The organism is Paracidovorax wautersii, from assembly GCF_031453675.1.
Lineage (GTDB): Bacteria > Pseudomonadota > Gammaproteobacteria > Burkholderiales > Burkholderiaceae_C > Paracidovorax.
On the sequence record NZ_JAVIZX010000001.1, the window covers coordinates 3,817,889 to 3,835,503 of the forward strand.

The following is a 17,615-nucleotide window of genomic DNA, read 5'->3' on the forward strand; positions in this document are numbered from 1 at the left end:
GACCACGAAAGACCGGTATGACCGACTCCACCTCTCCCCGCCCTCTTGAAATCCACCACCCTGTCTCTGGCCTCTCGGACCGGATCGCCCGGGGCACCACCTTGGCCCTTCGCTTTTTGGCGGACACCTTCTTCGCCAAGCGCTACGGCAACCGCGCCATCGTGCTCGAGACCGTTGCGGCGGTGCCCGGCATGGTGGGAGGCATGCTGGTCCATCTGCGCTGCCTGCGCTGGATGATCGACGACCACGGATGGATCCGCACCTTGCTCGACGAGGCGGAGAACGAGCGCATGCACCTGATGGTGTTTTTGGAGATCGCCAAGCCCAACTTGTTCGAGCGGTTCGTGATTCTGACGGTGCAGGCCCTCTTCTTCGTCTTCTTCTTCGCGCTCTACCTGTTCTCCTCCCGCACGGCGCACCGTCTGGTGGGCTATTTCGAAGAAGAAGCGGTCGTCAGCTACACGCGCTACCTGGCTGAAATCGACGCAGGGCGGGTGGAGAACATCGCGGCGCCGCAACTCGCCATCGACTACTGGCATCTGCCCGCCCAGGCCCGCCTGCGTGACGTCGTTCTGGCGGTGCGCCTGGACGAGGCGGGCCACCGCGATGTCAACCATGGGTTCGCCGATGTCCTCGCCCGCGGTGACAAGCTCGGGTCGGTCGCGCACTGAGACGGACCACGGCCACCGCCCGCAGCGCGGCACGGTGTCTGGCGGCCATCGCCGGGCGCACGCCGCAGGAGTGACGGCGCCGGGTGCGCGCCGGCAGAGGCGCCCCTTTCAAGCGAGCCCGTCCGCCCCGGTTGCGCCGCCGCTCAGCTGTTGAGCTGCGCCCACAGCTTGTCCAGCCGCTTCACGCTCACGGGCTGCGGCGTCCGCAGCTCCTGGGCGAAGAAGCTCACGCGCAGTTCCTCCAGCAGCCAGCGCAGCTCTTGCATGCGCACATCGACCGCGCCTTTGCGCTCTGCCACCAGGCGCCAGTAGCGCTGCTCCTGCGGGCGCAGTTCGGCCAGCTTGGCCGCATCGCGGGCCGGGTCTGCGCGGTATTTGTCCAGGCGCAGGGTGATGGCCTTGAGGTAGCGCGGAAAGTGCGCCAGCTGGGCCCACGGCGCCGCGGCGATGAATGTCTTGGGCATCAGCCGCTGCAGTTGCTGCTGCGCGTCCTGCGTGGCGTCGGGCGCATTCTTGGTGTCCTTGATCTTGCGCACGGCGGCGGCGTACTCTACCAGGATGGTGCCCGCCAGGCGGGCGACCTCGTTGGCGATCAGCGTCAGCCGGCCCCGGCCCTCGTCCACCCGGCGCTTGAAGTCGGCCTCGTTGGTGGGCAAGGGGTCTTGCAGGAAGGCGCGGTCCAGCGCCACGTCGATGATCTGGGCGCGCAGTTCTTCCTGCGTGCCCAGCGGCATGTAGGCCACGGCCATCTTCTGCAGATCTGGGATGTTCTTTTCCAGGTACTTGAGCGCATCCTTGATCTGCAGCGCGAAGAGACGCCGCAGCCCGGCACGGTGCTTGGCCGCGGCCACCTCGGGCTCGTCGAACACCTCGATGGTCACGGCGTCGCCGCCGTCGATGAGCGCCGGAAAGCCGATCAACGTCTGGCCGGCCTTGCGGATCTCCATCAGCTCGGGCAGTTCGCCGAAGGTCCACGCGGTGTAGCGCGCGTCGGCCCTTTGCGCGACCTTTTCCGCGGGCGCCGCCGTGCGGGCGGCCCCCGCAGGCGAAGCGCCGGCGGGCTTGCCTGACGCTATGCTTTTAGTAGCTTCATGCGCTTTTCCACCCTCAGATTCACGGTCTTTCGTATCTGAATTGCCCTGTACACCAGCGCCTCCAGCTATCTTTAATGAAGCAAGCGCCTGGAACGCGCCGCGCGCCTTGGCGCCCCACTCGGCCTTCAGGGCCCCCAGGTTGCGGCCATGGCCCAGCTGGCGACCGTGCTCGTCCACCACGCGGAAGTTCATGAACAGGTGCGGGCTCAGCATGTCGAGCTTGAAGTCCGCCCGCTTCACGTCGAGCGAGGTTTCATCGCGCACCTGCTTGAGCAGCGCGTCCACCAGGCTGCCGTGGCCGAAGCGCTCGGGCGCGTTGAACAGCTCCGCGATGCGCGCCGCGCTCTCGGGCAGCGGCACGAAGCGGCTGCGCGGGCGCTGCGGCAGGCTTTTCAGCAGCGCCTGGACCTTGGCTTGCAGCATGCCGGGCACCAGCCACTCGCAGCGCTCTTCGCTGACCTGGTTGAGCACGAACAGCGGCACGGTCACGGTGATGCCGTCGCGCGCATCGCCGGGCTCGTGCAAATAGCTGGCGGCGCAGTCCACGCCACCCAGGCGCACGGTCTTGGGGAAGGCGTTGCCGGTGATGCCGGCCGCCTCGTGGCGCATGAGCTCTTCGCGCGTGAGCTTGAGCAGGTCGGGGTTACCGCCCGCCGCATCGCGGTACCAGGCCTCGAAGCCCGCGCCCGTGCACACATCCGCCGGCAGCTGTTGGTCGTAGAAGGCGTAGATGAGTTCGTCGTCCACCAGCACGTCCTGGCGGCGCGACTTGTGCTCCAGCTCTTCCACCTTGGCGATGAGCTTATGGTTGGCGGCCAGAAAAGGCAGCCGGGTCTCCCACTGCCCGTTCACCAGCGCTTCGCGGATGAAGATGTCGCGCGCGGCGTACGGGTCGATCTTGCCGAAATTCACCCGCCGGTTGTTGTAGATGACGATGCCGTACAGCGTGGCACGCTCCAGCGCCGAGACCTGCGCGGCCTTCTTCTCCCAGTGCGGGTCCAGCATCTGCTTCTTCAGCAGGTGGCCGCCGATCTGCTCGATCCACTGCGGCTCGATGGCGGCGATGCCGCGGCCGAACAGGCGCGTGGTCTCTACCAGCTCGGCCGCCACGATCCAGCGCCCGGGCTTTTTGTTCAGGTGCGCGCCCGGGTGCTTGTAGAACTTGATGCCGCGCGCGCCCAGGTACCAGTCTTCCTCGTCGCTCTTCACGCCGATGTTGCCCAGCAGGCCGGCCAGCATGGACAGGTGGATCTGCTCGTAGCTCGCGGGATTCGTGTTGAGCTTCCAGCGGTGTTCCGTCACCACGGTCAGCAATTGCGTGTGGATGTCGCGCCATTCGCGCAGCCGGCGGATGCTGATGAAGTTCTGCCGCAGCAGCGACTCGTACTGCCGGTTGCTGAGCTTGTGCGTGGGTTGCTGAGCCGCTGTGACTGCGGCCGTGTCCGCCGGTTCATGCGCGGCCGTCAACCGCTGCGCCACGGGCAGGCTGGCCTGCGCGCGCGTACCCTGCTTCGCGGCCTTGATGGCGGCGTCTTTCTGCGCGCGGGCCGAAGGCAGCGTGGGCACCCCGCCGCGCGCCTCGTTGATCCACTTCCACAGCTTCAGGTAGCCGCTGAATTCGCTCTTCTCGTCGTCGAACTTGGCATGCGCCTGGTCCGCCTGCTGCTGCGCCTCCAGGGGCCGGTCGCGCACGTCCTGCACGCTCAAGGCGCTGGCGATCACCAGCACCTCGTCCAGCGCCTGGCGGTCGCGCGCTTCCAGAATCATGCGGCCCACGCGCGGGTCCAGCGGCAGGCGCGACAGCTCCACGCCCATGGGCGTGAGCTCGTTGGCGTCGTCCACCGCGCCCAGTTCGCCCAGCAATTGGTAGCCGTCGGCAATCGCGCGGCCCGACGGCGCCTCGATGAAGGGGAACTGCGACACGTCGCCCAGGTGCAGCGACTTCATGCGCAGGATGACGCCGGCCAGCGACGAGCGCAGGATTTCCGGGTCGGTGAAGCGCGGCCGGCTGTTGAAGCCCGCCTCGTCGTACAGGCGGATGCAGATGCCGTTCGCCACGCGGCCGCAGCGGCCGGCGCGCTGGTTGGCCGCGGCCTGGCTCACGGGCTCGACCAGGAGCTGCTCCACCTTGCTTCTGAAGCTGTAGCGCTTGACGCGCGCGGTGCCGGCATCGATGACGTATCGCACGCCCGGCACCGTGAGCGACGTCTCGGCCACGTTCGTGGCCAGCACGATGCGCCGGCCCGTGTGGCCGTCGAAGATGCGGTCCTGCTCGGCCTGCGACAGGCGCGCGAACAGCGGCAGCACCTCGGCATTGCGCATCACGGGCTGGTGCGCCAGGTGCTTGCGCAGGTGGTCGGCTGCCTCGCGGATCTCGCGCTCGCCGGGCAGGAAGACCAGGATGTCTCCGCTGGCGTTGCCCGCCCAGAGTTCGTCCACCCCGTCGGCAATGGCCTCGTTCAGCCCGTAGTCGCGCGAATCCTCGAACGGGCGGTAGCGCTGCTCGACCGGGAAGGTGCGGCCCGACACGTAGATGATGGGCGCGGGACCTTTGGTGGACTCGAAGTGCTTGGCAAAACGGTCTGCATCGATGGTGGCCGAGGTGACGACCACCTTCAGATCGGGCCGGCGCGGCAGGATCTGGCGCAGGTAGCCCAGCAGGAAGTCGATGTTCAGGCTGCGCTCGTGCGCCTCGTCGATGATGATGGTGTCGTAAGCCTTCAGCAGCGGGTCGGTCTGCGTCTCGGCCAGCAGGATGCCGTCCGTCATCAGCTTGACCGAGGCATCGCGCGACAGGCGGTCCTGGAAGCGCACCTTGAAGCCGACCACGTCGCCCAGCGGCGTTTTCAGTTCTTCGGCGATGCGCTTGGCCACGCTGCTGGCGGCAATCCGGCGCGGCTGCGTGTGGCCGATGAGCTGGCCCTTGGTGCCCGGTTTGGCGTTGCACTTGCCCCGCCCCAGCGCCAGCGCGATCTTGGGCAGCTGCGTGGTCTTGCCGGAGCCCGTTTCGCCGCAGACGATGATCACCTGGTGCTGCTGCATCGCAGCCATGATTTCGTCACGCTTGCCCGATACGGGCAGCGACTCGGGGAACTCGATACGCAAGGGGGCGGTGGTGGCGCGCTGCGGTGCGCCGGAAGGCGCGGAAGAGGATGGCACGGATTCGGTCATGAAGGACGGCATTATCCAAGTCCGCCTACCCCGGCGTGCGCGCGGCCGCAGTTGTCACGCCGGCCATCGGACTTTAGGGCCGCAAGCGCATGCACCCGTTTGCGGATCTGCAGACCTAGAGCTTCTACCAACACACTCCTTCAAAAATAAAAATAGACTCTATCCGTTAGCCACATTAACGATGCGCCGACGAAATCAATTGTCATGATACAGCGGGCGCGCAAGCCCAGCGCAGCGTGGCACAAAGGAGCCAGGATGACAGCTTCAGCGACTCCGCAGGCATCACGAAGACGGCGCCCTACGCGCCTGACGGCACCGCCCCCTTCGGCGGGGACACCGCACGCAGGCCGATGTCGGCGCTCAGACGGCGCCATGCGGATGCGTGACGCCTGATCGGACCCCGGGCGAGCCACGCCGGCGACACCTGAGCCGCGGCGCCCATCCAGTCCGCGCAAGGGCCCCACAAGGCCCCATCAGGCGCGGGTGAACACACCGACCACCACCTCAAACCGGGCACAGCCCACGGTTTGCGCCCCACCTACGGAAGGGCCGGCCCTCCGGCCGCCCCAAGCCGTGACCTGCAGCGCCGGCGCCGTCGCGCACGGCATGGACGACTGTTTGCCCCCAGATCGCAAGGAGACTCCCATGACCCCGAAGAGACAGCTGAGGCGCCGCTGGTGTGCGGCCCTGGTAGGCACCACCGCCACGTTAGCCGCCCATGCTCAAACCGCCCCGCCTCCCGCGCCGCCATCGGGCGTGAATGTGTATGGGCTGGTGGACATCGGCGTGGAGCGTGTGAACAACGTGGGCGCCAGCGGCAGCGGGCTGACCCGCATGCCCAGCAACACCGGCTCCCTGCCCTCCCGCCTGGGGTTCCGTGGCAGTGAGGACCTGGGCGGCGGCCTGCGCGCCGTGTTCACGCTGGAAATGGGTTTCGCCCCTGACCAGGGCACGCTGGCCCAAGGGGGCCGTGGCTTCGGCCGGCAGTCGTTCGTCGGGCTCGCAGGGCCCTGGGGGACCGTCTCCGCAGGCCGGCAGTATTCGATGATCTTCCTGTCGATGCAGGACGCGGACGTGATCGGCCCGGCCGTGTACGCACTGGGCTCGCTCGACAGCTACATCCCCAATGCGCGCGCCGACAACGCCATCGCCTACCGAGGCACCTTCAGCGGACTGACGCTGGGCACGCAATACAGCTTCGGCCGCGACACGGTGAACTCGGGTCCGAGCCCCGTGGGCACCAACTGCGCCGGAGAAAGCGCGGGCGACAGCCGCGCCTGTCGGCAGTGGTCCGCCATGGCCAAGTACGACAGCGCCCAATGGGGAGCGGCCGTGGCCTACGACCGCCAGAACGGGCGCAACACGGCCTCTGCCACCGACATCGTCTTCGGCAACCTGAACCGCAGCGACCGCAGCGATGAACGTCTGGGCGTGAACGGCTACGTGAAGTGGGCCGGCGCCAAGTTCGGCGGCGGCGTCATCCGCCGGGACAACGACGGCGATGTGGCCAAGCCACGCAGCCACCTCTGGTACGTGGGCGCGTCCTACCCGTTGACGGGCGCCCTGACCTTGGACGGCCAGTACCTGCGGCTGAACTACCGGGCGGTGGACGATGCGGATTCGCAGATGCTGGTGGCCCGGCTCGTCTACAGCCTGTCCCGGCGCACCGCGGCCTACGTCCAGGTGGGCCACATCCGCAACGACCGGCGGGCCGCCGTGTCGGTGAGTGGGGGCGCCGCCGGCAGCACCCCTGCCGTCGGCGCATCGCAGACCGGTCTCAATGTGGGGTTGCGCCATGCCTTCTGACGCACATCCCCTGTCGGACCTGCGAGGTGCTTCCATGGCGCAACGCCGTCTTTTCATCCAGGCGCTCGGCTCGGCCGCCGCACTCGGGGGCTTCGCTCCCTGGACCGCGCAGGCGCAGTCGATGGACACCGCCCGGGTCGTGGTCGGTTTTCCGCCGGGCGGCACGGCCGATGTGCTGTCCCGCCGCGTCGCCGAGCGGCTGGCGCCTGCGGGCTACGTGCGCAGTGCCGGGCTGGTGGACAACAAGAGCGGCGCCGGGGGGCGGATTGCGGTGGAGACCGTGAAAGCCGCAGCGCCCGACGGAGCGACCCTGCTGCTGACGCCGCACTCGGTCCTGACGGTGTATCCCGGCATCTACCCCAAGCTGTCGTACAAGCCGTTCGAAGACCTGACGCCCGTGGCGCTGGGTGGGACGCTGTCGCACGCACTGGCCGTGGGGCCCATGGTGCCGGCCAGCGTGAAGAATGTGGCCGACTTCCTGGCCTGGGCGAAGGCGCACCCGAAGGACGCCAGCTACGGCTCGCCGGCCGCGGGCTCGATTCCGCACTTCATCGGCGCCCTGCTGTCCAAGCACAGCGGGATCGATCTGCGGCACGTTCCCTACCGGGGCTCGATTCCGGGGGTGACCGATACGGTGGGAGGCCAGATCCCTGCCATGGTCACCCCCGTGGGCGACTTCATTCCCAACGCCAAGAGCGGCAAGCTGCGCATCCTGGCCACGTCGGGGCCGCAGCGCACGCCGTTCACCCCCGACGTCGCCACGTTCTCGGAACAGGGCTTCGACTACATCCGCTTCGACGAGTGGTACGGCTTCTACGCACCGGCGCGCACCCCGGCGGCCGTGGTGTCCGCCGCCAGCGCGGCCATCAACAAGGCCTTGCAGGACAAGGTGGTCATCGACAGCCTCGCCACCTTTGGCGTCATTGCGGGCGGATCGACGCCCGCAGAGCTGGGCGCGATGACGCACCAGGAGTCCGAGCGGTGGGCGCCGATCGTCAAGCAGATCGGTTTCACCGCCGAGTCGTGAGGCAGCCCGGCCGGCGGGCACGGGCGCGGCCCTCCGCCGCCCCCGGCTTCGCGGGCCCCTCTGCCGCAGCCGGGGCCATGGCCGCTGTCACCCGCAGCCACTATCATTCGGCGCTTGCCCCGCACTGCACTGCGGCCCGCCCTGCCCGCTCGACCGTTCTCCATGTCCGCTGTCTTCAACTTCACCTTCGTCCCCTGGTTCCGGTCCGTCGCGCCTTACATCCACAAGTTCCGCCACCAGACCTTCGTGATCGGCCTCACGGGCGAGGCGATCGCGGCGGGCAAGCTGCAGAACATCGCGCAGGATCTGGCCATGATCCAGGCGATGGGCGTGAAGATCGTCCTGGTGCACGGCTTCCGGCCGCAGGTCAACGAACAGCTGCGCGCCAAGGGGCATGAGGCCAAGTACTCGCACGGCATCCGCGTGACCGACTCGGTGGCGCTGGATTGCGCGCAGGAGGCCGCAGGACAATTGCGCTATGAGATCGAGGCGGCCTTCAGCCAGGGCCTGCCCAACACGCCCATGGCGGGCTCCACAGTGCGGGTGATCTCGGGCAACTTCCTGACGGCGCGGCCCGTGGGTATCGTCGATGGCGTGGATTTCCAGCACTCCGGCCTGGTGCGCAAGGTGGACACGGCGGGCATCCGCCGCTCGCTGGAGATGGATGCACTGGTGCTGCTGTCGCCGTTCGGCTTCTCGCCCACCGGCGAGGCCTTCAACCTCAGCATGGAAGAAGTGGCGACGTCGGTGGCGATCTCGCTCAAGGCGGACAAGCTGGTGTTCGTCTCCGAGGTGCCGGGCATCCGCACGCAGCCCGAAGCACCCGAGAGCGACGACAACCCCATCGACACCGAGCTGCCGCTGGCCCTGGCGCGCCAGATGCTGGCCACCCTGCCCCCGGCGCAGAAGCCGACCGACACCGCGTTCTACCTGCAGCACTGCGTGAAAGCGTGCGAGGCCGGCGTGGAGCGCAGCCACATCATTCCATTCGCGGTCGATGGCGCGCTGCTGCTGGAGATCTACGTGCACGACGGCATCGGCACCATGATCGTGGACGAAAAGCTCGAAGAGCTGCGCGAGGCGACGCCCGACGACGTGGGCGGCATCCTGCAGCTGATCGAGCCGTTCGAGAAGGATGGCACGCTGGTCAAGCGCGACCGCACCGAGATCGAACGCGACGTGGCCAACTACACCATCATCGAACACGACGGCGTGATCTTCGGCTGCGCCGCGCTCTACCCCTACCCGGAAGCCGCCACGGCCGAGATGGCCGCCGTGACCGTGTCCCCGCAAAGCCAGGGCACGGGCGACGGCGAGAAGCTGCTCAAGCGCATCGAGCAGCGCGCACGCATCATGGGCCTGAAGAGCATCTTCGTGCTGACCACCCGCACCATGCACTGGTTCATCAAGCGGGGCTTCCAGCCGGTGGACCCGGACTGGCTGCCCGAGGCCCGCAAGAAGAAATACAACTGGGACCGCAAGAGCCAGGTGCTGGTCAAGAAGCTGTAGGACCACCGGGCTGGCGCTCAAGGCGCGAGAGTGGTGACCAGAGAGGCCCAGTCCTGCTTCAGCGCATCGCGCACGCGCAGACCATGGGGCGTGTCGTGCACCTGGGTGTCTTGCGCCAAGCGCGCAAAAGCCAGCACACGCCCGCCGCGCACCGCCCAGCCCACAAACCAGCCGTAGCCGCGCGCCGTGTCGGACACGCCATCGGCCCTGCGCGGAAAGGCCGTACCGGTCTTTCCGTGCACCTGCCAACCCCCTGGCCACGGCCCTATCGCCGTGATTTGCGCCGTCATCCGCACGGCCTGCGCGCTGACGGGCAATTCCCCCTGCACTAGGCGACGCAGAAAAGCGACCTGTTCACGGGCAGAGACCTGCAGCGATGAACTGATCCAGGCCCGGTCCAGACCGTTGTTGCGACCCGCATCGCCTGACAGGTCTGCATTCCCATAACCGAAAGCCTGCACATAACGCTGCAGCGCAGTGGCCCCCACTGTATGCGTCAAGCGCTGCGAAAACCAGACCACCGACCACTGCATCCAGCGCGCAGGGTCTGCAGGCAGCAACCAAGCCGGGCCGCCCCAATCTGGATCACCCGGCCGAAACTGGAAAGTTGGCGCATGGGCGTTCTGCAGCACACCAGCGTCAAAGCCGATCAGACTGAGCGGGATCTTGAAGGTCGATGCTGGGGTCACGCGGGTGTCGCAGCCCCCTTGCTCCACCACCGTCCGGCCGCTGTGCGCATCCACGATGAGTGTGCAAGCCAGACGCTGCGCGTGGGCCGCAAACACGCCTAGCAACAGGCCGAGGCTGACCCCAGATCGCAGCAGCGCCCGGCACCGGCCTCCGCTCACGCCCCCACCGCCTGCACCACGTGGCGCGCCACCTGGGCGATGGCGGCGTCGCGCACCTCCGGCGCCGCCGGCACGCCCGTCATGTAGCAGGTCACCAGCACGGGCGCGCCGCCGCCCGGCGGCCACAGCACGCCGACGTCGTTGGACGATCCGTTGGCCCCCGTGCCCGTCTTGTCCCCCACCTTCCAGCCGGGCACGCCTGCGCGCAGGCGCTTGTCACCGGTCTTGCTGTCCACCAGCCACTGCGTCAGGATGGCGCGCGACGCCGGAGACAGCGCATCCCCCAGCACCAGCCTGCGCATCGTCTGCAGCATGGCGAGCGGCGTGGTGGTGTCGCGCGGGTCGCCCGTCAGGGCCTCGTTCAGCCCGGGCTCGTTGCGGTCGAGCCGGGTGTGCGTGTCGCCCAGCGCGCGGACGAAAGCGGTGAACCCAGCGGGGCCGCCGTGGCGCGCCAGCAGCAGGTTGGCGGCCGTGTTGTCGCTCAGGGTGACGGTGGCCTCGCACAGCTCCCCCACGGTGATGCCGCCGGCGCCGGTGTGCTTTTCCGTCACGGGCGAGTGAGGCACCAGCGCGCTGGCTTCGTAGTGCACGCGGTTGACCAGCGCCTCCTGGCCGCGGTCCACACGCTCCAGCATCCAGCCGGCCAGCACCAGCTTGAAGGTGCTGGCCATGGGAAAGCGCTCATCCTGCCGCCAGCCAGCCGCACGGCCGGTGCCGGTGTCCAGCACCGCCACGCCGAGCCGGCCGCCCTGCAAGGTGGATTCGACGGCCTGCAGTGCGGTGCGCCAGGTGCTGTCGCCGTGGACAGCCGCCGCGGCCGGGGTGGCGGACCACGCTCGGGGCATCGCGGCCAGCAGGCCCAGCCCGGCCATCAGCTCAAAGGAAAATTGGCGTCTTTTCATTATGTCGGTCCTCGGGTGAAAGTGATGGACCGAACGATAGAGGGCGGCAGGCCTTTGCACCAGCGACAATAATCGCGGCGAACCCCAAGAAAAACTGATTACTCCCGCTGCCATGCACCTGCCCCTGAATGCCTTGCGCGCCTTCGAGGTCTCCGCGCGCCACCTCAACCTGACCCGCGCGGCGCAGGAGCTGAACGTGACCCAGACGGCCGTGAGCCAGCACATCCGCAATCTGGAGGACCGGCTGGGCACCCCGCTGTTCCGCCGCCTGCCGCGCGGGCTGGCGCTGACCGACGAGGGCCAGGCCCTGCTGCCCGTGCTGGCCGAGTCCTTCGCACGCATCGCGCAGGCGCTGGAGCGCGTGAGCGACCGCCGCCCGCGCGAGGTGCTGACCGTGGGCGCGGTGGGCACCTTCGCCGTGGGCTGGCTGTTGCCGCGTCTGCGCGACTTCCAGCAGGCCCACCCGTTCGTGGATCTGCGCCTGCTCACGCACAACAACCGCGTCGATCTCGCCGCGGAAGGGCTGGACTACGCCATCCGCTTTGGCGACGGCGCCTGGCACGGCACCGAAGCCGACCGCCTGCTCGACGCGCCGCTCTCCGCCATGTGCGCCCCCGCCATCGCCGCGCGGCTGCGCGCCCCGGCCGATCTGGCCCGCGAATCGCTGCTGCGCTCGTACCGGGCCGACGAATGGGCCACCTGGTTCGCCGCAGCCAGCGTGCCCTGCCCGCTGGTGCGCGGCACGGTGTTCGACTCGTCGCTGGCGCTGGCGGAAGCCGCGGCCCAGGGCGCCGGCGTGGCACTGCTGCCGCAGCGCCTGTTCACCCGGGAACTGCAGCAGGGCCGGCTGGCACAGCCTTTCGGTACCGAGATCGCGCTCGGCGCGTACTGGCTCACCCGGCTCAAATCGCGGCCGCCGGGCGCGGCCATGGAGGCGTTCCGCTCCTGGATGTTGGCGGCCTGCGCGCAGGAAGCCTGAAGCGATTGCTACCAAATTCATAGCTAAATGCGCTTTATCCACGGGCGCCAGAGGTATATTTCATTCAAATTCTCAGGCGCTACGCTGCAACGGCACCTGGGTGCCGGCCGGTATCATCGGCGCCCCATGTCCGCCCCCTACCTGACTGCCGCCCTCTACCAGTTCGTCGATTGGCCCGACTACGCCGCGCTGCAGCCGCCGCTGCAGGCCGTGTGCGATGCCCATGGCGTGCGGGGCACGTTGCTGCTGGCCCCCGAAGGCATCAACGGCACCATCGCCGGCCGGCCCGAGGACGTGCAGGCGGTGCTGGCCTGGCTGCGCAGCGACGCGCGGCTGGCGCAGCTGAAGCACAAGGAAGCCTGGGGCGACCGGCTGCCGTTCTACCGCATGCGGGTGCGGCTCAAGCGCGAGATCGTCAGCCTGGGGGTGCCCGGGCTGAACCCCGCCGCGCAGGCCGGAACGTACGTGAAGCCGCAGGACTGGAACGCCTTCATCGACGACCCCGACGTGGTCGTGATCGACACCCGCAACCACTACGAGGTGGGCATCGGCGGCTTCGAGCGGGCGGTGGACCCCGGCACGCGCAGCTTCACGGAATTTCCCGCATGGGTGGAGCAGCAGAGCGCGCCGGGCGGCGTGCTGGCGGGCAATCCACGCGTGGCCATGTTCTGCACCGGCGGCATCCGCTGCGAGAAATCCACCGCGCTGCTCAAGTCGCGCGGCTTCGACGAGGTCTACCACCTGGAGGGCGGCATCCTCCAGTACCTGGAGACCGTGCCGCGTGAGGACAGCCGCTGGCAGGGCGAGTGCTTCGTGTTCGACGAACGCGTCGCTGTGGGCCACGGCTTGGAACCCGGGTCGCACAGCCTGTGCCGCTCCTGCCGCATGCCGCTGTCCGCCGAGGACCGCGACACGCCGCAGTATGTGCAAGGCGTGAGCTGCCCCTACTGCCATGGCACCCGCAACGAAGCGGAACTGCAGGCGCTGGCGGAGCGAGAGCGCCAGATGAAGCTGGCCGCGCAGCGGGGCCAGGAGCACATCGGCGCACGGCTGGACAGCGCTCCACCCCGCCCGGCCGCGGTCGCAGCGCCTGCGGCACTGCAGGGCCCGCAAGCTGCGCCCGCTGGCGATCGGCCCGTGCTGTACTCCTTCCGCCGCTGCCCTTACGCCATGCGCGCCCGGCTGGCATTGGCCGTGAGCGGCACCACCTGCGAGCTGCGCGAGGTCGTGCTGCGCGACAAGCCGGCCGCCCTGCTCCAGGCGTCGCCCAAGGGCACGGTGCCCGTCATGGTGCTGCCGGACGGCGCCGTGCTGCAGGAAAGCCTGGACATCATGCTGTGGGCCCTGGAACAGAACGACCCGCAGCGCTGGCTGCAGCCGACCCACGGCACCCGTGACGACATGCTCGCCCTCATCGCCGACGCCCAGACGCGCTTCAAACCCGTGCTGGACCGCTGCAAGTACCCGAACCGCTATCCCGATGCCGATCCGGACCGGGCCTGGGTAGAGGCGCAGTCCTGGCTGCTGGCGCTGGAGGAGCGCCTGTCGCAGACGCCCCATCTGCACGGCACGCACGCCGCGCTGGCCGACATGGCGATCGCGCCCTTCGTGCGGCAATTTGCGGGCATCGATCCGCAGCGCTGGGAGGCCGGCCCCTGGCCCCAACTGCGGCGCTGGCTCGCCGACTGGCAGCAAGGCAGCCTGTTCACGCGCACCATGGAAAAGTACGCGGCCTGGCGCGAAGGCAGTCCGGTGGTGCTGTTTCCACCCGCCGCCTAATTCGGCCTTTCGCTTTTGCCGATCAGAAAACGAAAGCCATGGCACGCGGCGTGAACGCATGTATGGCCGCCGCGCTGTGCCTCCATCACCCCGCCGCGCTGGGCGTCCACCGTATGAAACGACACAGGGCGCCGTGAGCGCCCTGTCATGCAAGCAGATCGGCAGGCCGCCTGGTAGGCGGCGCCGGTTTCCGTTCAGGCGGCAGCCAGGCCGTCGCGCCGATGGCCGCGCCCCGCACGCACGAGCAGCACCACCAGAACGACGGCCATCGCGACGAAGCACAGGAACGACCAGTTGGCGATGGAGCCGCCCAGGAAGGTCCAGTCGATGGCCGCGCAGTCGCCCGAGCCGCGGAAGATCATGGGAATGGCGCGGCCGATGGGGAAGTGCTCGATCATTCCGTAGAAGTCACGGCCACACGTGGCGATCTCGGGCGGGTACCACTGCAACCAGGACTGGCGTGCTGCCACGAAGGCACCGAAGCCCGAGGCGACCAAGGCCAGCACCGCCCACGACATCCACCAGCCTTTTGTGCCTCTGACGCCCGCCAGTGCTGCGAAGACTGCTACACCAATGAGAGCATAGCGCTGCACGATGCACATGGGGCAAGGCTCCAGACCCACCACGTGCTGCAGGTACATGCCAAACGCCAGCATGGCCACGCAGGCCACGCTGATCAGCGCCAGCACGCGGCGCGGCGCGGTATCCAACCAGTTCAACACCATTTTTTCCCTCATCCAATAACCGCCGTCCGAGATGTGCCCCTCCCCACCAAACCGGCGCGCCCCCAGCCAGCAGACGGCCAGCAAGGGCCGCCCCGCAGCAAAGGCCGTCGTCCCCCTGGGGGGAAGACGCGAAGCGGCTCAGGGGGGAAGTTAAATCCCGGCGGCTTGATCGAGAAACACGCGGGCGCGGCGTGGGGTCACCACCAGCGTCTCACCCTCTTTGAAACCCAGCTCCCTGAACTCGGACGCGGGGATCTGCGCTTCGATCAGGGATTCCGGGGACGCATTGTCCGCTGGTTTGTGGTCGTCGGCCGGAATAAGTTCCAGCCGCGCGATGGGGCCCACGACGATCGCGCGCGAGAGCTGCGCCACGATGCCGCGCGGCCGGCCGGCAGAGTCCACGCCCTCGCCCGGCGAGTAGCGGCGCACGTCCAGGTCGTGGGGGCGCACATAGGCGAACGCCTTGGCATCCTGCGCGTCGGCATGCTCGGGCGAATCGATCTGCACGCCCTCGACATGCACCAGGCCTTCGTGCGCGCGGCCGCGGAACAGGTTCACATCGCCCAGGAAACCGTAGACGAACGGGCTGGCCGGCTGGTCCCACACTTCCTGCGGCGAGCCGCTCTGCTCGATCCGACCCTGGTTGATGACGACCACGCGGTCGGCCACCTCCAGCGCCTCTTCCTGGTCGTGCGTGACGAAGATGGAGGTGACGTGCAGTTCGTCATGCAGCCGGCGCAGCCAGCGGCGCAGTTCCTTGCGCACCTTGGCGTCCAGCGCGCCAAAGGGCTCGTCCAGCAGCAGCACCTTGGGCTCCACCGCCAGCGCACGCGCCAGGGCGATCCGCTGGCGCTGGCCGCCCGACAGCTGCGACGGGTAGCGATCGGCCAGCCAGTCGAGCTGCACCAGCTTGAGCAGGTCGGTCACCTTCTGCTTGATCGCGGCCTCGCTCGGGCGTTCGCTGCGCGGCTTCACGCGCAGGCCGAAGGCCACGTTCTCGAACACCGTCATGTGGCGGAACAGGGCGTAGTGTTGGAACACGAAGCCCACGTTGCGCTCGCGAACGTGCACATCGGTGGTGTCTTCGCCGCTGAAATGGATGCTGCCCACGTCGGGCGTCTCCAGGCCGGCGATGATGCGCAGCAGGGTGGTCTTGCCGCAGCCCGAGGGGCCGAGCAGCGCGATGAGTTCGCCGGACTGGATGTCCAGGCTCACGTCGCGCAGCGCCTGGAAGTCGCCGAACTGCTTGCTGATGTTGCGGATTTCAATGCTCATGGCTGTAGGCTCTTTTCAACGCAGTTCACTGCGGTGCGGCGGCCGGCGTGGGCCGCTCAGGGGGCAAATTGGCAGCGGCCTTGCGCTCGCGTTCGCTCTGCCACTCGGCGAAGGACTTGATGACCAGCGTGACCAGCGCCAGTAGCGCCAGCAACGAGGCGGCGGCGAACGCGGCCACCGACTGGTACTCGTTGTAGAGAATCTCCACGTGCAGCGGAATGGTGTTGGTCTGGCCGCGGATGTGGCCCGACACCACCGACACCGCGCCGAACTCGCCCATGGCGCGCGCGTTGCACAGGATCACGCCGTAGAGCAGGCCCCACTTGATGTTGGGCAGCGTGACGTGCCAGAAGGTCTGCCAGCCCGTAGCACCCAGCACGATGGCGGCCTGCTCCTCGTCGTTGCCCTGCGCCTGCATCAGCGGAATCAGCTCGCGGGCGATGAACGGGAAGGTCACGAACACGGTCGCCAGCACGATGCCGGGCACGGCGAAGATGATCTTGATGTCGTTGGCCTGCAGCCAGGGGCCGAACCACCCGTTGGCGCCGAACACCAGCACGTACATCAGGCCCGCCACCACCGGCGAGACCGAGAACGGCAGATCCACCAGCGTCGTCAGAAAGGCCTTGCCGCGGAACTCGTACTTGGCAATGGCCCAGGCCGCCGCCACGCCGAACACCAGGTTCAGCGGCACGGCGATGGCCGCGGTGATCAGCGTGAGCTTAATGGCCGACCAGGCGTCGGGTTCGCGCAGGCCGGCCAGGTACGCATCGACACCCTTGCGCAGGGCCTCGGTGAACACCGCCGCGAGCGGGAGCACCAGGAACAGCAGCAGGAAGAGCAGCGCGATCGTGATCAGCGTCCACTTGACCCACGGCGCCTCGGTCGTGCCTGCCTGGGCGCGGCGGACGGTACGGGAATGCGTCGAACTCATGCCGGGGCTCCCGCATGGCGGCGCTGCCAGGCTTGCAGCGCGTTGATGATGAGCAGCAGCACGAAGGAGATGGCCAGCATTACCACGGCGACCGCCGTGGCGCCCGCGTAGTCGTACTGCTCCAGCTTGCCGATGATGATGAGCGGCGTGATTTCCGAGATCATGGGCATGTTGCCGGCGATGAAGATCACCGAGCCGTACTCGCCGATGGCACGGGCGAAGGCCATGGCAAAGCCGGTCAGCAGCGCGGGCGTGATCGATGGCAGGATCACCTTGGTGAAGGTCTGCAGCCGCGTGGCGCCCAGGCTGGTGGCGGCTTCTTCAAGTTCCTTCTCGGCATCTTCCAGCACCGGCTGCACCGTGCGCACCACGAAGGGCAAGCCGATAAAGATCAGCGCGATCACCACACCCGCCGGCTTGAAGGCCAGCTGGATGCCCATGGGTTCCAGGTACTGGCCCAGCCAGCCGTTGCCGGCCAGCAGCGCGGTGAGCGAGATGCCGGCCACTGCCGTGGGCAGGGCGAACGGCAGGTCCACCAGCGCATCGACGATCTTCTTGCCCGGGAAGCTGTAGCGCACCAGCACCCAGGCGATCAGCAGCCCGAACACCAGGTTGACGAGCGCCGCGATCAGCGAGGCGCCGAAGGTCAGCCGGTACGACGCCAGCACGCGCGGCGCGCTGATGGCCACCCAGAACTGGTCCCAGGTCAGCGTGAAGGTCTTGAAGACCAGGGCCGACAGCGGGATCAGCACGATGATGCTGAGGTAGAAGATCGTGTAGCCGAGGGTGAGCCCGAAGCCGGGCAGCACCCGCTTGCCCCCACCCCGGCGCGTGCGCGCAGCACCGGGGGCCGCAGCGCCCGGCTGCGGCCTGACAGAAGACACCGTCGACATGG

13 protein-coding genes are annotated in these 17,615 nt (G+C 68.3%); 6 read left to right on the forward strand and 7 right to left on the reverse strand.

All coding sequences use genetic code 11. The features are described 5' to 3' along the window. The first annotated feature begins 17 nt into the window (after positions 1-17). Positions 18-671: an alternative oxidase gene (locus tag QE399_RS17175; RefSeq protein ID WP_309830610.1), complete on the forward strand. Its 654-nt coding sequence runs from the start codon at positions 18-20 to the stop codon at positions 669-671. Positions 672-814: 143 nt separating this feature from the next. Here the strand turns inward: QE399_RS17175 and hrpA are convergent, their stop codons facing one another. Then, positions 815-4,936 carry an ATP-dependent RNA helicase HrpA gene (gene hrpA, locus QE399_RS17180; protein WP_309830612.1) on the reverse strand — a complete coding sequence of 1,374 codons (4,122 nt, stop codon included), beginning with the start codon at positions 4,934-4,936 and terminating at the stop codon, positions 815-817. A gap of 645 nt (positions 4,937-5,581) precedes the next feature. Here hrpA and QE399_RS17185 point away from each other — a divergent pair. From QE399_RS17185 to argA, 3 genes are all read left to right on the forward strand, one after another. Next, entirely contained in the window at positions 5,582-6,742 is a 1,161-nt protein-coding gene (locus QE399_RS17185; protein ID WP_309830614.1) for a porin, read from the forward strand. A gap of 34 nt (positions 6,743-6,776) precedes the next feature. Further along, positions 6,777-7,769 (forward strand): Bug family tripartite tricarboxylate transporter substrate binding protein, encoded by a 993-nt coding sequence (locus tag QE399_RS17190; protein ID WP_309830616.1) that lies wholly within the window; start codon positions 6,777-6,779, stop codon positions 7,767-7,769. 162 nt (positions 7,770-7,931) lie between these two features. Next, positions 7,932-9,278 (forward strand): amino-acid N-acetyltransferase, encoded by a 1,347-nt coding sequence (gene argA / locus QE399_RS17195; RefSeq protein ID WP_309830618.1) that lies wholly within the window; start codon positions 7,932-7,934, stop codon positions 9,276-9,278. A 17-nt stretch (positions 9,279-9,295) separates the two neighbouring features. Here the strand turns inward: argA and blaOXA are convergent, their stop codons facing one another. Together blaOXA and bla are read right to left on the reverse strand one after the other, a co-directional pair. After that, the gene (blaOXA, locus tag QE399_RS17200; protein WP_309832158.1) at positions 9,296-10,102 is read right to left on the reverse strand and encodes a class D beta-lactamase; all 807 of its coding nucleotides are present in this window, start codon (positions 10,100-10,102) and stop codon (positions 9,296-9,298) included. 20 nt (positions 10,103-10,122) lie between these two features. Further along, on the reverse strand, positions 10,123-11,028 hold the full coding sequence (gene bla / locus QE399_RS17205) for a class A beta-lactamase (protein ID WP_309830620.1): 906 nt from the start codon (positions 11,026-11,028) through the stop codon (positions 10,123-10,125). 112 nt (positions 11,029-11,140) lie between these two features. Here bla and QE399_RS17210 point away from each other — a divergent pair, with 112 nt between their 5' ends. Together QE399_RS17210 and trhO are read left to right on the forward strand one after the other, a co-directional pair. Further along, entirely contained in the window at positions 11,141-12,007 is an 867-nt protein-coding gene (locus QE399_RS17210) for a LysR family transcriptional regulator (protein ID WP_309830622.1), read from the forward strand. A 126-nt stretch (positions 12,008-12,133) separates the two neighbouring features. Further along, positions 12,134-13,786 (forward strand): oxygen-dependent tRNA uridine(34) hydroxylase TrhO, encoded by a 1,653-nt coding sequence (trhO, locus tag QE399_RS17215; protein WP_309830624.1) that lies wholly within the window; start codon positions 12,134-12,136, stop codon positions 13,784-13,786. 194 nt (positions 13,787-13,980) lie between these two features. On the opposite strand, the gene QE399_RS17220 is transcribed toward trhO, so the two are convergent. From QE399_RS17220 to cysT, 4 genes are all read right to left on the reverse strand, one after another. After that, entirely contained in the window at positions 13,981-14,511 is a 531-nt protein-coding gene (locus tag QE399_RS17220) for a disulfide bond formation protein B (protein WP_309830626.1), read from the reverse strand. Between the two features lie 150 nt (positions 14,512-14,661). After that, a complete protein-coding gene (locus QE399_RS17225) occupies positions 14,662-15,786 on the reverse strand; it encodes a sulfate/molybdate ABC transporter ATP-binding protein (RefSeq protein ID WP_309830628.1) in 1,125 nt (374 codons plus the stop codon). Positions 15,787-15,811: 25 nt separating this feature from the next. Continuing rightward, the gene (gene cysW, locus QE399_RS17230) at positions 15,812-16,720 is read right to left on the reverse strand and encodes a sulfate ABC transporter permease subunit CysW (RefSeq protein ID WP_309830630.1); all 909 of its coding nucleotides are present in this window, start codon (positions 16,718-16,720) and stop codon (positions 15,812-15,814) included. Then, positions 16,717-17,613 carry a sulfate ABC transporter permease subunit CysT gene (cysT, locus tag QE399_RS17235; RefSeq protein ID WP_309830632.1) on the reverse strand — a complete coding sequence of 299 codons (897 nt, stop codon included), beginning with the start codon at positions 17,611-17,613 and terminating at the stop codon, positions 16,717-16,719. The genes cysW and cysT overlap by 4 nt, the downstream gene beginning before the upstream one ends. Positions 17,614-17,615: the final 2 nt, after the last annotated feature.